Source organism: Prochlorococcus sp. (assembly GCF_965655815.1).
GTDB lineage: Bacteria > Cyanobacteriota > Cyanobacteriia > PCC-6307 > Cyanobiaceae > Prochlorococcus_A > Prochlorococcus_A pastoris.
This window is the reverse complement of sequence record NZ_CBFHHZ010000001.1, coordinates 168,471-182,470: the sequence shown is the minus strand read 5'-3', so window position 1 is coordinate 182,470 and position 14,000 is coordinate 168,471. Positions and strand designations below refer to the sequence as shown.

General features: G+C 31.5%; 13 protein-coding genes and 1 tRNA gene. 8 read left to right on the top strand and 6 right to left on the bottom strand.

Annotation, left to right across the window (positions count from 1 at the left end):
• Positions 1–20 precede the first annotated feature (20 nt).
• Positions 21–2,768, bottom strand: coding sequence for a DNA mismatch repair protein MutS (gene mutS / locus ACTF45_RS00985; protein ID WP_288347453.1), 2,748 nt, complete (start codon positions 2,766–2,768; stop codon positions 21–23).
• A gap of 143 nt (positions 2,769–2,911) precedes the next feature.
• Between mutS and psbZ the strand changes: the two genes are divergently transcribed.
• The 5 genes from psbZ (at position 2,912) to ACTF45_RS00960 (ending at position 4,739) form a co-directional block, all read left to right on the top strand.
• The gene (psbZ, locus tag ACTF45_RS00980; protein ID WP_011133271.1) at positions 2,912–3,109 is read left to right on the top strand and encodes a photosystem II reaction center protein PsbZ; all 198 of its coding nucleotides are present in this window, start codon (positions 2,912–2,914) and stop codon (positions 3,107–3,109) included.
• 48 nt (positions 3,110–3,157) lie between these two features.
• On the top strand, positions 3,158–3,634 hold the full coding sequence (ribH, locus tag ACTF45_RS00975; RefSeq protein WP_288347455.1) for a 6,7-dimethyl-8-ribityllumazine synthase: 477 nt from the start codon (positions 3,158–3,160) through the stop codon (positions 3,632–3,634).
• A gap of 62 nt (positions 3,635–3,696) precedes the next feature.
• Positions 3,697–3,768: transfer RNA gene (locus tag ACTF45_RS00970), tRNA-Gly, on the top strand.
• 114 nt (positions 3,769–3,882) lie between these two features.
• A complete protein-coding gene (locus tag ACTF45_RS00965) occupies positions 3,883–4,314 on the top strand; it encodes a nuclear transport factor 2 family protein (RefSeq protein ID WP_288347457.1) in 432 nt (143 codons plus the stop codon).
• Positions 4,287–4,739, top strand: coding sequence for a GtrA family protein (locus ACTF45_RS00960; protein ID WP_438949186.1), 453 nt, complete (start codon positions 4,287–4,289; stop codon positions 4,737–4,739). The genes ACTF45_RS00965 and ACTF45_RS00960 overlap by 28 nt, the downstream gene beginning before the upstream one ends.
• Before the next feature lies 1 nt (position 4,740).
• On the opposite strand, the gene ACTF45_RS00955 is transcribed toward ACTF45_RS00960, so the two are convergent.
• On the bottom strand, positions 4,741–5,196 hold the full coding sequence (locus ACTF45_RS00955; RefSeq protein ID WP_288347460.1) for a GNAT family N-acetyltransferase: 456 nt from the start codon (positions 5,194–5,196) through the stop codon (positions 4,741–4,743).
• 178 nt (positions 5,197–5,374) lie between these two features.
• On the opposite strand from ACTF45_RS00955, the gene secA reads away from it, so the two are divergent.
• On the top strand, positions 5,375–8,206 hold the full coding sequence (gene secA, locus ACTF45_RS00950; protein ID WP_438949185.1) for a preprotein translocase subunit SecA: 2,832 nt from the start codon (positions 5,375–5,377) through the stop codon (positions 8,204–8,206).
• A 7-nt stretch (positions 8,207–8,213) separates the two neighbouring features.
• Here secA and cysE read toward each other — a convergent pair whose 3' ends face one another.
• The 4 genes from cysE to miaA all read right to left on the bottom strand — a co-directional run bounded on the left by cysE (position 8,214) and on the right by miaA (position 11,553).
• Entirely contained in the window at positions 8,214–8,948 is a 735-nt protein-coding gene (gene cysE / locus ACTF45_RS00945) for a serine O-acetyltransferase (RefSeq protein WP_288347462.1), read from the bottom strand.
• 6 nt (positions 8,949–8,954) lie between these two features.
• A complete protein-coding gene (locus ACTF45_RS00940; RefSeq protein WP_288347464.1) occupies positions 8,955–9,926 on the bottom strand; it encodes a GntR family transcriptional regulator in 972 nt (323 codons plus the stop codon).
• A gap of 99 nt (positions 9,927–10,025) precedes the next feature.
• Positions 10,026–10,598: a translation initiation factor IF-3 gene (gene infC / locus ACTF45_RS00935; protein ID WP_288347465.1), complete on the bottom strand. Its 573-nt coding sequence runs from the start codon at positions 10,596–10,598 to the stop codon at positions 10,026–10,028.
• Positions 10,599–10,653: 55 nt separating this feature from the next.
• Positions 10,654–11,553 (bottom strand): tRNA (adenosine(37)-N6)-dimethylallyltransferase MiaA, encoded by a 900-nt coding sequence (miaA, locus tag ACTF45_RS00930; RefSeq protein ID WP_288347467.1) that lies wholly within the window; start codon positions 11,551–11,553, stop codon positions 10,654–10,656.
• A 152-nt stretch (positions 11,554–11,705) separates the two neighbouring features.
• On the opposite strand from miaA, the gene gyrB reads away from it, so the two are divergent.
• Positions 11,706–13,673, top strand: coding sequence for a DNA topoisomerase (ATP-hydrolyzing) subunit B (gene gyrB, locus ACTF45_RS00925; RefSeq protein ID WP_438949184.1), 1,968 nt, complete (start codon positions 11,706–11,708; stop codon positions 13,671–13,673).
• Entirely contained in the window at positions 13,670–13,999 is a 330-nt protein-coding gene (locus tag ACTF45_RS00920; protein ID WP_288347841.1) for a hypothetical protein, read from the top strand. Before gyrB ends, ACTF45_RS00920 begins: the two co-directional genes overlap by 4 nt.
• Position 14,000: the final 1 nt, after the last annotated feature.

Below are 14,000 nucleotides of genomic sequence, written 5' to 3'. Positions count from 1 at the left end.
TATATAATCTGTTTAAAATTTTATTTAATTTTAATTTGAGCATTCAACTGATTATTTTTTTCTAAATAATCTAAAACTAATATAGCTTTATTAATAACTTCTTTAGGAACCCCGGCTAACTTAGCGGCTTCAATTCCATAACTTTTGTTCGCACCACCTTTTTCAATTTTATGACAAAAAAATAGTTGATCTTTCTTCTGTTTTACTAATACCTGAAAATTTTCTACGTTTGTATTTGTATTTTTAAGATAATTTAGTTCATGATAATGAGTAGCAAAGATTGTATTGCATACAATTTTTTTTGCAAGATATTCACTTACTGACCATGCTATAGATAGCCCATCAAAAGTAGAGGTCCCTCTTCCTATCTCATCAAGTAAGACAAGAGAGTTTGATGTCGCTTGATTTAGTATTGATGCTGTCTCTGACATTTCTACCATGAATGTCGATTGTCCAGTTGATTGATCATCTACGGCTCCAATTCTTGTAAATATTCGATCTACAATTTGAATATCGGCTTTGCTTGCAGGGACGAAGCTTCCAATTTGAGCCAGAATTTGTATTAATCCTATTTGTCTAATAAAGCAACTCTTTCCACTTGCATTTGGACCAGTTAATATTATTAATTTTTGCTTCTTATTAAACAAAATATCATTAGATATAAATTGTCTATTTGTTAATAGTTGTTCAACTATAGGATTCCTTCCTCCAATAATCTTTGTGCTTTGTTGGTCTGTTAAATTAGTAATGGGTGAAATAGTCGGTTTTATAAAATTATTTTCTAATGATGTAATTGCTAAACCAAGTAATGCATCTATACAGGCAATAGCTTTTGCTACGGATCTAATCCTTTTTATTTTGGAAGATACAAGATTTCTTACTTCGCAAAATAATTCGTATTCTTTAGCAGCCGCGCGATTTTTGACTTGAAATATTTTACTTTCTCTATTCTTGATTTCTGTGGTTACATATCTTTCCTCATTAGTAAGAGTTTGCCTTTTAATCCAATGAGCAGGTGCTAAATTAACTTTAGATTTATTAATTGATATGTAATAACCAAAGTTTTTATGGAATTGAATTTTTAAATTTGATATTTTACTAATTTTTCTTTCTTTTAATTCCTCTTGATTCAACCAATCTGAGTAGTCGTCTATTAAATTACGTAAGCCATCCAACACATTATCAACCCCATCATGGATAATGCCTCCTTCACTAGTATTTAAAGGTGGATTTTCTACTAGCTTGAAGCTTATTAGATCGGCTAACTCCAAAAGCTCATTATCAATATTTTTTAATTGATTCGTCCAGGATGGGATTTCATACTTAAATAATTCAACAATAGACTTTAATCTAGGTAATTTTTTTAACCCCTCTGAGATTGCAATTAAATCTCTTGGACTAGCATGCCCTGCACATGCTCTCCCTGAAAGTCTTTCTAAATCGCCCATTGCTCTAAGTATATTTTGGGTGTCTGTCCGTAACTTTTTAGACTCTAAAAAGTTTGAAATAATATTTTGTCTTTTATTAATTTCATCAATATTTAATAATGGAGAGTCTATCCATCTTCTTAAACATCTTGCACCCATACAGGTATATGTTCTATCAATACTCCACAGAAGTGAACCAGCATAATTATTTTCTCTTTGTGTATTTTTTATTTCTAAATTTTTTTGAGTTTGATAATCAATAATTAAATGATCTTTTGGAAATTGTATTTGTGGAAAATCTAAAGAAATTTTTAAAGAAGAATCGTTCTCTAAATTTGAAGGATTGATTTTCTCTAAATAATTTAGTAAGCCACCAAGTGCTTTAGTTGCATTATTTAAATGCTTGAGTCCTAGGCCCTCTAAACTAAGAATTTGAAAATAATTTTTTATAGTTGAACATGCTTCATTAATACTGAAAAAAGTTTCTTGGGTGACAGTATATGTAATTTGTTGATTTTGGTTTTCTAATAACTTTTTCTCTTCATTGCTTCCTATGATGATTTCTGATGTATCTAATTTAATAATTTCATCGAATAATTTAGAGATTGATTGTCCCTCCATTGTTAATAATTCTCCTGTACTCACATCAGCTCTTGAAATACCCCATTCATATAAATCTTCTGAAATGTTTTCTGATAAGTGGATTGCAGTTATCCAATTATTTTTTTTTGCAACCAACATCCCTTCTTCAATTACAGTCCCTGGCGTAATTATTCTTGTTATTCCTCTTTTCAGTGGTGTTCCGTAATTTCCAGTACTTTTTTCTAACTGATCACATATAACTACTGAATGGTTTTTTTTAATTAATTCGGCGCAGTATCTCTCCATTGCATGATAAGGGACTCCTGCCATAGGAATTTTACCAATATCTTTACCCGCATCTTTGCTCGTTAAGGTTATTTCTAATAGGTTAGATATTAATACAGCATCTTCAAAAAAACATTCAAAAAAGTCACCTAATCTATATAACAACAATCTATTGCTGTTTTCTTCTTTTAATGTCACATAATGTTTGAGAATTGGAGTTAATTTTTGTTTTTCAACAGTTTTATAACTGTAAGATTTTTCATTAATGCAATCATTCTTTCTTTCTGAATTTGAATTATTTTTAAATTTGTTTATTAAATTAGTAGAATTTTTTCTTTGTCTGGGCCTTTTCTGTGACTCTTTTTTTAATTCTTCAGTAGATAAATCTTCAGGAATTTGACTTGAGTTGTTTGGGCGTTTAACTTCATGATTAATTGCAAATAAATCCTTCTGAATTATCGTATCTTCTTCCATCTTTTTATTATTTATAAATAGATATTAGGAACATATTTTAGTTTTGCATTTTAAAACTGACTAAAAGTATGTAAATTTTCTCCAAAAATATTCATTTTCATGAGATCATAGTATCTATAATAATTTAAAAATAAGTTTGAATCATGCAGGCAGTTAATTTTTTCTTCGTAAATGCTCTTTTATTTGCTTCTCTTATCGCGGTAGTAGGAGTTCCCGTTTTATATGTAACTCAACCTTCTACTGAAGATGGACAGAAGGAAAGTAGAAGAAAAATATATTCTATTGCTGCAGTTTGGCTCGTTTTAGTTTTTGCAACAGGGATTGTTTCAGCCTTAGTTTGAACTTAGTACCTTTTCATGAGAGTGTAGATATATAAGAAAGAAAATTTAATGACTATTTTTGAGGGATCTTTTACCAATGCTTCTAATTTAAAAGTAGGCATAGTAGTAGCAAGATTTAATGATTTAATTACTAATAAAATATTATCTGGGTGTCTTGATTGTCTTAAAAGGCATGGTTTAGATACTTCAGAAACAAGTAAAGAAATTGATATTGTTTGGGTTCCTGGATCATTTGAACTGCCAATAGCAGCTAAAACACTTTTGAAAAAATCTAACTATGACGTTGTAATTGCTCTTGGAGCTGTTATTAGAGGAGAAACTTCTCATTATGATGTTGTTATTTCTGAGGCTAGTAAGGGAATTTCACAGGTTTCACATGAAAATAATGTCCCAATTATTTTTGGGGTTTTAACTACTGATAGTATGCAACAGGCTTTAGAAAGAGCTGGGATAAAAAACAACTTTGGTTGGAACTATGCTTTACAAGCAATTGAGATGGGTTCTTTAATTAAAAATTTAAATTAGTTTCAAAAAAAGTAAGGTTTTGTTCATTTCATTCCTTTTTTAAGATAAAATAAACTAGTTATGCGGATGTAGCTCAGTGGTAGAGCATCTCCTTGCCAAGGAGAATGTCGAGAGTTCGAATCTCTTCATCCGCTTTTTAAGCGGTATTAATTGGTTGGCTATTATTCTGCTAAATCAGATTATTTGAATGATTACTTTTTTAAAATAAAAATTTGAAATATAATTAATAGATAAATATAAATTTTTAAATGCCACTTACTGTTTCTATTGAGGATTTAAGAGGATTATTTACTAAACCCTATGGGGAAGATGCACCAACAAAAGCAAAGTGGGCAGAGTTTTATAATGAGAATGTTATCTTTATTGATCCAACACAGGAAACGAAAGGATTAGATTCTTATGTAGAGGCCCAAGAAAAGCTGGTTAAAAGATGCGATGATGTTTATTTGGAAACTCATGCAATCTCAATCACTGGAAACTATGGATTTGTAGAATGGACTATGGGTTTAAAAATTATGGGTAAAGAATTTATATATCCTGGCACTACACGTTTGATATTTTCTGACAATGGCTTAATCCAAGAACACAGAGATTATTTTGATTTTTGTGGTCCTACTTTTGGCCCCGTTCCTATTTTGGGTCCGTTTATAAGGTGGCTTTATGCAAGATTTATATCTTAAAGATCAAAGACGTTAGTAAAATTTTAAAAATTTTGAATTGTATTTTTCAAGTAAATAAATATCAAATATTAAGATTTTTAATCTCAGGTTTAATTGCAACATTTATAAATTTCTTAGTATTTAATTCATTTTATCTAATTTTTAAAAACATAATATTTGCTTCCTTATTGGGTTACTCGACGGGACTTTTATCATCATTTGTTTTTGCAAAGATTTGGGTTTTTAGAGATAATTCACAAAAAAAAATAATTAAATCTTTTTTTATTTTTTGTTTAATTTATTTTTTAGGAGGTTTAGAAATGTCTCTAGTAATTATTTTTTTGAGTCGATTAATTGATAATTATAAGATTGCTTGGTTGATAGGAGCATTTATTGGCGCCTTAAATAATTATTTAGGTTCGAAATATTTTTTATTTAAGAAGTAATTTATATTTCGTGTACTAGAAGATTTTGTGAAGTAACTTCTTTGAAATCAACTTGCGAATAAAACATTTTTTTGCTCGTAGTCATTAAATATATTTTCTTAGTATGTTTTATTTTCTTTGATTCTAAAAGATTTTTAACAATCATCTTGCCGTAACCTTTCCCTTGATGATTTTGATCAATTACTATATCCCATAAAACGCCTCTATAAATACCATCTGACAAGGCTCTCCCAAAACCAACTGGTTCATTATTAGACCAAATACTTACAACAACATCGCTATTAGCAAGACATTTTTTGAGATCTTTAATTGTTCTATCCCTAGCCCAAAATGCATTACGATGTAGAAATCGTTGAAGTTTAAATAATCCTTTCGTGGGTTTAAGATTAGGACCTAATCCAAATAATCTTAATCCAAGAGCACCTTTTGAATGTTTAATTAAATATACTGATTTCATAAGTTTGGAAATTCTAGAATTTTGAGAGAAATGCAATAACTTCTTTAGTAAATTTGATTTAACACCTGAATCAATTTCTTTTTAAAAAAATAAAGAGATATAGGATTTGCTCATTTAGTTGTAACGCACTAATTTATAATGATTGTAATAGGATAAATTTTTTAGAGGAAAAACAATTATGCTCAAACTTTTGTTGGGAGACCCGAATACACGAAAGTTAAAGAGATATCAACCAATAGTTGAAGAAATAAACTTATTAGAAGAAGACGTATCCATATTAACTGATGATGAATTGCGGAATGAAACTCATAATCTCAAATCAAAAATTTCATCAGAGTTAAATATTAAAAAACAAAAGGAACTATTAGAAGAAACATTACCAAAAGCTTTTGCAATCGTCAGAGAAGCAAGTAAAAGAGTTTTAGAAATGCGTCATTTTGATGTGCAATTAATTGGTGGGATGGTTCTCCATGAAGGACAAATTGCTGAGATGAAAACTGGAGAAGGTAAAACTCTCGTTGCAACGCTACCTTGTTATCTCAATGCTTTAACTGGTAAAGGTGTACATGTTGTTACCGTGAACGATTACTTAGCTCGAAGAGATGCTGAGTGGATGGGACAAGTGCATCGTTTTTTGGGCTTATCAGTTGGTCTAATTCAGCAAGATATGAGTCCTTCTGAAAGGAAAAAAAACTATGCATGTGACATAACCTATGCCACTAATTCTGAATTAGGCTTTGATTATTTGAGAGATAACATGGCTACTGAAATCGAAGAAGTAGTTCAAAGAAAATTTAATTATTGCGTAATAGATGAAGTAGATTCAATTTTAATTGATGAAGCAAGAACTCCTCTAATAATTTCTGGTCAAATTGAAAGGCCACAAGAAAAATATCAAAAAGCGGCAGAATTATCATTATCTCTAATTAAGGCGAAAGAGTTGAGTAAAGATGGTATTGATCCAGAGGGTGATTATGAAGTAGACGAAAAACAACGTAGTTGTATATTAACTGATCAAGGATTTGCTAAATGTGAAGAGGCCTTGAAGGTTAATGATTTATACGATCCTAAAGACCCGTGGGCTCATTACATTACTAATGCTTTAAAAGCTAAAGAATTATTCGTTAAAGATGTAAATTACATCATTAAAAAAGATGAAGCGGTAATAGTTGATGAATTTACTGGAAGGGTTATGCCTGGAAGAAGATGGAGTGATGGACAACATCAGGCAATCGAAGCAAAAGAAGGTCTTAAAATTCAACCTGAGACTCAAACATTAGCATCTATAACGTATCAGAACTTTTTCCTTTTATATCCAGGCTTAGCTGGTATGACAGGAACTGCCAAGACCGAAGAGGTGGAATTTGAAAAAACTTATAAATTAGAATCAACAGTTGTTCCAACTAATCAGACAAGGAAGAGACAAGATTGGGCTGATCAAGTTTTTAAAACAGAGCTCGGAAAATGGAAAGCGGTCGCTAATGAGACAGCAGAAATACATAGGAACGGTAGACCTGTTTTAGTAGGTACAACAAGTGTCGAAAAAAGTGAGTTATTAAGTACACTTCTTTTCGAGCAGCAAATCCCACATAATTTGCTAAATGCAAAACCAGAGAATGTAGAACGCGAGGCAGAAATCGTAGCTCAGGCTGGAAGATCTGGTGCCGTCACCATCGCAACAAATATGGCTGGAAGAGGGACTGATATTATTCTTGGTGGTAATAGCGACTATATGGCAAGGCTAAAATTAAAAGAGACTTTAATGCCCTTACTCGTTAAGCCAGATAATGAGCATAAACCGCCAATACCTCAACAAAGAAATTCAAAATCTGGGGGAGGATTTTCTGCAAATGTTGATTCAATTGCAAATAAAAAGACTAAAAGTAGTGTAGACAGTCTTTTCCCATGTCAGTTAGGCGAAGATATTAAAAGAAAACTATCTTTATTATCCAATGAACTTGTAAAAAATTGGGGAGATAGAAGCTTAACTATTCTGGAATTAGACGATAAAATTGCTACTGCTGCTGAAAAAGCTCCAACTGAAGATAAACTAATACAATCTTTGAGAGAATCTTTATCAGAGGTGAAAAATGAATATGAAAAGGTATTAATTCATGAAGAAGAAAATGTTAGGAATGCTGGAGGTCTTCATGTCATTGGAACTGAAAGGCATGAGTCAAGAAGAGTTGATAATCAACTTAGAGGAAGAGCAGGTAGACAAGGAGATCTTGGAAGTACCAGATTCTTTTTATCTTTGGAAGATAATCTATTAAGGATATTTGGAGGAGATAGGGTAGCAAACCTAATGAACGCTTTTAGGGTAGATGAAGATATGCCTATTGAGTCAGGAATGCTTACTAGATCTTTAGAAAGTGCACAGAAGAAAGTTGAGACTTATTATTATGACATCAGAAAACAAGTTTTTGAATATGATGAGGTAATGAATAATCAAAGAAAAGCGGTTTATAATGAGAGATTAAGAGTTCTAAAAGGGAATGATTTGAAGAAACAAGTCATAGGGTATGGAGAAAGAACAATGGAAGAAATTGTAGAAGCTTATATCAATCCTGATTTACCTCCAGAAGAATGGGACATTGATCAATTGATTTCTAAAGTAAAAGAATTCATTTATTTATTAAATGATCTTAAATCAGAAGATGTTAGTGTCTTATCTATTGAAGAATTAAAGAATTATCTACAAGAGCAATTACGTATTGCATATGATTTGAAGGAAGCTCAAATAGAGAAATTTCGTCCAGGTTTAATGAGAGAAGCTGAAAGGTTTTTTATACTTCAACAAATTGATAATTTATGGAGAGAACATCTTCAATCGATGGATTCTTTAAGAGAATCTGTAGGATTAAGAGGTTATGGTCAAAAGGACCCCTTGATTGAATATAAAAACGAAGGTTATGATATGTTTCTTGAAATGATGACTAATATGAGAAGAAATGTCATTTATTCAATGTTTATGTTTCAACCTAAAAGCGAAAAAGAAACTAATAATTGATTCGCAATTAGTTATCTCCTAAGAATTCTATTATTTCTTTGTCTTTTAGATTTTGTGCATTGCCAACTTTAGAAATATCATTAGATTCTGAATTTACTAAACATTGAAGGGTATTTTCTAGTTTAAGGATTTGGTTTTCAAGCTGATCTATTCTATCCATTAAATTTTTAATTACATTAGCTTCAGCGTCTGGTAAAGCAGAGTGTGCTAAGGGATTAACTTTTACACCACTTTGATGAACTACTCTTCCTGGTATCCCAACAACAGTACTATTTTCTTCGACATTACGAACAACGACTGAACCGGCGCCAATTCTAGTATTTTGTCCAATTATTATTGAGCCTAGAACTTTTGCTCCTGCCCCAACTACAACATTCTCCATTAATGTTGGATGCCTTTTGCCATGACTTTTACCAGTTCCTCCTAATGTAACTCCTTGATAAAGTAAGCAGTTATTACCAATTTCAGCTGTTTCTCCTATAACAACACCCATGCCATGATCTATAAAAACTTTTTTCCCAATTTTGGCACCTGGATGTATTTCTATTCCTGTTAATAATCTATTTAAATGACTTAATAATCTCGGAATTAAGGGTAACTTTAATAACCATAATTTATGAGTAAACCTATGAACGATAATTGATTGGAAACCAGGATAGCAAAGAAAAATTTCTAAAATTCCTCTCGCTGCAGGATCTCTCTCTCTTATTATTTCAATATCTGACTTGAAAGTTCTTAGCATGATGAATTAATTAATTACTCCTATCTCGGCTTTTAAATGATTTATAGTTTTTATGCTTAAATAATTTTTTGCACATATAATTTGTGGTACTCTCATTAATTGAGAACGATTTTTTAACAGAGTATTTTCAATAACAGATAAACTAGGTCCATCGCAAACTATATAATTGGATGCTTTTAAAAGGGCTAATAATCTACTGCTGTTATCTGAGATGGTAGTCATGATTACTATATCACTTCCTCTCATGCTATGTATGATGATTTCTGCAGCTCTTAATAGGCCAGGACTGATGCTTACAATACCTACACAACTACCAGGTTTTAATTCTTTGATTATTTTTAATTCTTTCTGAAAGTCGCTCAAATCAACAGCAATAGCTCTAACCCTATATTGTTTTGCTAATTTTTCTAAGGGTTGTAAAAAATATCTACTTGTGACAATTGTCCCATTATTGGAGTTGCAAAGAACTTTTTCTAATTCTTCCATAGGGACAACTTCTACTGGGACGTTGATGTTTGGAGAGAGGTCTTCTGCAATTAACATAGAAGCACCAATATCTTCCCGAGGGGTACTAACGATTATTCTTGATCCACATTTAATACGCCAATCAATTTCATTAGTCAACAGATTTCTTGTTTCTTGAAGAGTGCATCCAAGTTTGATTAATTTGTCTACTGCTTTTTTTGTCTCTAGATCAGGAGTTGTATTTAAATTGTTTTTTGAATTAAAAGATTTTTTAAGATTTTCTCTCACATAAATCCCTGATCCTGCTATGGCTTCAACCACTCCGTCCGTTTCGAGTTGTCTATAAACTTTACTTATAGTATTGCGATGCAATCCTGTTTGCATAGCTAATTGTCTAGTACTAGGCAAGCGATGACCTGGAGGATAATATCTAGCTGCAATTGCAAAGCAAATTTGATTATATAACTGTGTAGATGCAGGAATATCAATTTCTTGTTGAATATGAAATCTCACTTTAGAAAAAACCTAATTAATTTCTTTTATGTTCACAAGTGATATTTTAACATCCATCAAAATTTTTGAATGAATTTCGTATTGTTAGATTGGCTAAATTTACCCTTCTTCTTTTCTTATTAAAGGTGTTTTTCTGGGACTTAAAAACATAATCATATTTCTACCTTCCCTTTTTGGCCTTTGTTGAACTTCTGACTGTTCTTCTAAATCATTAGCCATTTTCAAAAGGAGTGTTTCTGCTAAATTTGAGTGTTGAATTTCTCTACCTCTAAAAAAAACTGTACATTTAACTTTATCGCCTGATTTTAAAAATCTCACAGCTTGACCTATTCTTACGTCATAATCATGTTTATCAATTTTGTATCTCATTTTCACCTCTTTAACTTCAGTTTGGTGAGATTTTTTCTTTGTTTCTTTTGCTTTTTTCTCCTGTTCAAATTTATATTTTCCGTAATCCATTATCCTACAAACAGGCGGATTAGCTTTCTCGCTTACTAAAACTAAGTCAAGTCCTCTTTGATCAGCAATTTCTAGCGCTTTTATTCTATCAAGAACTCCTAGTTGTTTCCCATCTGAATCAACAACTCTTAGTTGAGGGTATTTTATTCTTTCGTTAATATTTGGGAGCTCTCTAACAGGAGCGCGGCGATCAAAGCGTGGACGTGGTGGCATTCAGTTTTTTAAAATGATTGTTTTGATGATGAAAAGAACTACTTATTTTATAAAGTTAGCGTAATGCATACTTTATATTGATTATTGCATCTTTTAGTAGGTTTTTGTTATTAAGCCAAATTGGATTGTTTTTATTACGGAACCATGTTTTTTGTCTCTTAGCAAATTGGATTGTTTTTGTTGTAGTTATTTCAATAGCTTTTTCAAGTTTTAAATTTTCCTTTATTACATCCTTGGCTTCCCTATATCCAATCGTTTCTAGTAAAGGTAAATTTGATCCATATTGATTAATAATCTTTTTGGTCTCCTCTATAATTCCAAATTCAAACATATTTTTTGTTCTTTTGAAAATACGTTCTTTTAAATCTTCTCTATATAAACCTAATTCTAATATTTTCCATGGGGGAGGGTCCTGGAATTTTTGAGAGGATATTGGTTTGCCTGTTACATAAAAGACTTCTAAAGCTCTTATCGTTCTAACTTGATCAGCGTAATTGATTTTTTTTGTTAGGACAGGATCACAAATTTTTAAAAGTTCCCAACATTTTTCTTGCCCTAGTTTTTCGAATTGTGATCTTAAAGCTTTTTGAGGGGGCACATCCGGAGCAAAGAATCCCTTTATTATTGAATTCATATATAGCCCGCTTCCGCCTATTAGAAAAGGAATTCTTTTTTGATTTAGTTCCCGATTTATTGATTTGGTAGCAATTTCTTGAAATTGTTTTGCATTTACTTGGCTAGAGGGTTCTTCAAGATCTATTAAAAAATGCTTTATTGTTTTTTGTTGTTCTTTAGTTGGCTTTGCTGTACCTATGTCCATAAATCGATAAAGTTGTCTTGAATCGACATTATGTATATTGAGATTAAAATATTTAGCAATTTCGATTCCTAGCTCAGTTTTGCCACTCGCTGTAGGCCCGATTAAAACTATTACTAATGGTTTTGGTTGGAACATATGTGATTTTTTGGAAGAAATATTCAATTCATATGATTAAAGTGATTAAAATTTGCATTTACTTCAAGCCTTTCTCTTATACCGATGGTAAATTTAATGCAACACCTTTTAAAAATAACATTTTAAAAGTTTTATTTTATTTTTTATATTAAATGAGTGAGGAAAAAAGATCTAATAAAATCTCCAATGACTATGGTGCTGATCAGATACAGGTTTTAGAGGGTTTAGAACCTGTTCGTAAACGACCAGGAATGTATATTGGTTCTACTGGTCCAAGAGGACTTCACCATCTAGTGTATGAAGTCGTAGATAATTCTGTAGATGAAGCCCTAGCTGGTCATTGTGATCATATTGAGATAGTTCTTAAAAAAGATGGATCAGCTTTGATTTCAGATAATGGCAGGGGTATTCCTACAGACATACATCCAAGAACAGGTAAAAGTGCTTTGGAAACTGTTCTTACTGTTCTTCATGCAGGGGGGAAATTTGGAAGTGGTGGATATAAGGTTTCTGGTGGATTACATGGCGTCGGAATATCTGTTGTTAATGCTCTAAGTGAGTGGGTGAATGTTACTGTTTTAAGAGATGGTAATGAGTTCAATCAAAGATTTGAGAAAGGCATTGCAAAAGGTGAATTGAAATCCCAAAAACAACAAAATAAACCATTAAAAAAAGGGACAACAATTTGTTTTAAGCCAGATACATCAATATTTACTGATGGTATTGAATTTGATTATGCTCTTTTATCCTCAAGATTAAGAGAATTAGCTTATCTTAATGGGGGCGTCAAAATTATCTTTAGAGATGAGAGGCAAAATTTATCCGATGGTTCTTTCAAAGAAGAAATTTACTTATATGATGGTGGCATTAAAGAATATGTTGAATACATTAATAAAGAAAAGGAATCTATTCATTCTGAAGTTATTTATGTCGATTCCCAAAAAGATAATGTATATGTAGAAGCAGCTCTACAATGGTGTTCGGATGTTTATTCAGATAACATACTAGGATTTGCAAATAATATCAGAACTATAGATGGAGGAACACATATAGATGGTTTAAAAACAGTCTTGACTAGAACTTTTAATGCCATCGCGAAAAAAAGAGGTAAAAGAAAAGAAGTTGATAAAAATTTGTCAGGAGAAAATATTAGAGAAGGTTTGACGGTCGTATTATCTGTAAAAGTTCCAGAGCCAGAATTTGAAGGTCAGACAAAGACAAAATTAGGAAATACTGAAGTAAGAGGCATTGTTGATTCGCTTATAGGAGAATCATTAATAAAGTATATGGAATTTAATCCTAATATTTTTGATTTAATTCTAGAAAAAGCAATTCAATCCTTTAATGCAGCAGAAGCAGCGAAAAGAGCAAGGGATTTAGTAAGAAGAAAAAGTGTTCTTGAGAGTTCAACTTTGCCTGGTAAATTGGCAGATTGCAGCTCAAGAGACCCCTCAGGGGCTGAAATTTATATTGTTGAGGGAGATTCTGCTGGAGGTTCAGCTAAGCAAGGAAGAGACAGGAGATTTCAGGCAATTTTACCTTTGAGAGGAAAAATATTAAATATTGAAAAAACAGATGATGCAAAAATATATAAAAATACAGAAATTCAATCACTTATAACTGCTTTGGGATTGGGTATAAAGGGTGAAGAGTTTAATATAAATTCTCTAAGGTATCATCGAGTTGTAATCATGACTGATGCAGACGTAGATGGAGCCCATATTAGAACATTACTATTAACGTTTTTTTATAGATATCAAAGAGATCTTGTTGAAAAAGGTTTCATATATATTGCATGTCCCCCTCTATATAAAGTTGAAAGAGGAAAAAATCATAAATATTGCTATAACGAAAATCAATTGAAGCAAACTATAGAAGATTTTGGAGAAAAAGCTAATTATAATATTCAGAGATTTAAAGGTTTAGGTGAAATGATGCCGAAACAATTATGGGATACAACAATGAATCCTCAGACCAGAATGATGAAAAGAGTAGAAATTGAAGACGCTTTAGAAGCAGATAGAATATTTAATATTTTGATGGGAGATAAAGTCGCACCAAGAAGAGAGTTTATTGAAACCCATAGTGCGAATTTAGATATGGCGACATTAGATATATGATGAAAAATGTGATAAAAAATATTTGTTTAATCGGATTCGCTCTGATTGGTCCAATTACCTTACCGGCAGGAGGCATACAAAGGAATTTGAATGAATACTATATTCTTAATAATTCCAAGGAAATCATCCTAAATGCAAATTGTTCACTTTATACTTTTCCTAAAATTAATGCTAAAAGATTGTTGGTTCTTAATACCGGTTCCTCACTATCAGTTTTACAAAAATGGGTAGTCAATGAAAATGATACTTGGGCACGAGTAGAGTTGCTAACAAATAGATTTATTGAAAATCCTAATATAACTAAAAGGGGTTGGATTAAAATATAGA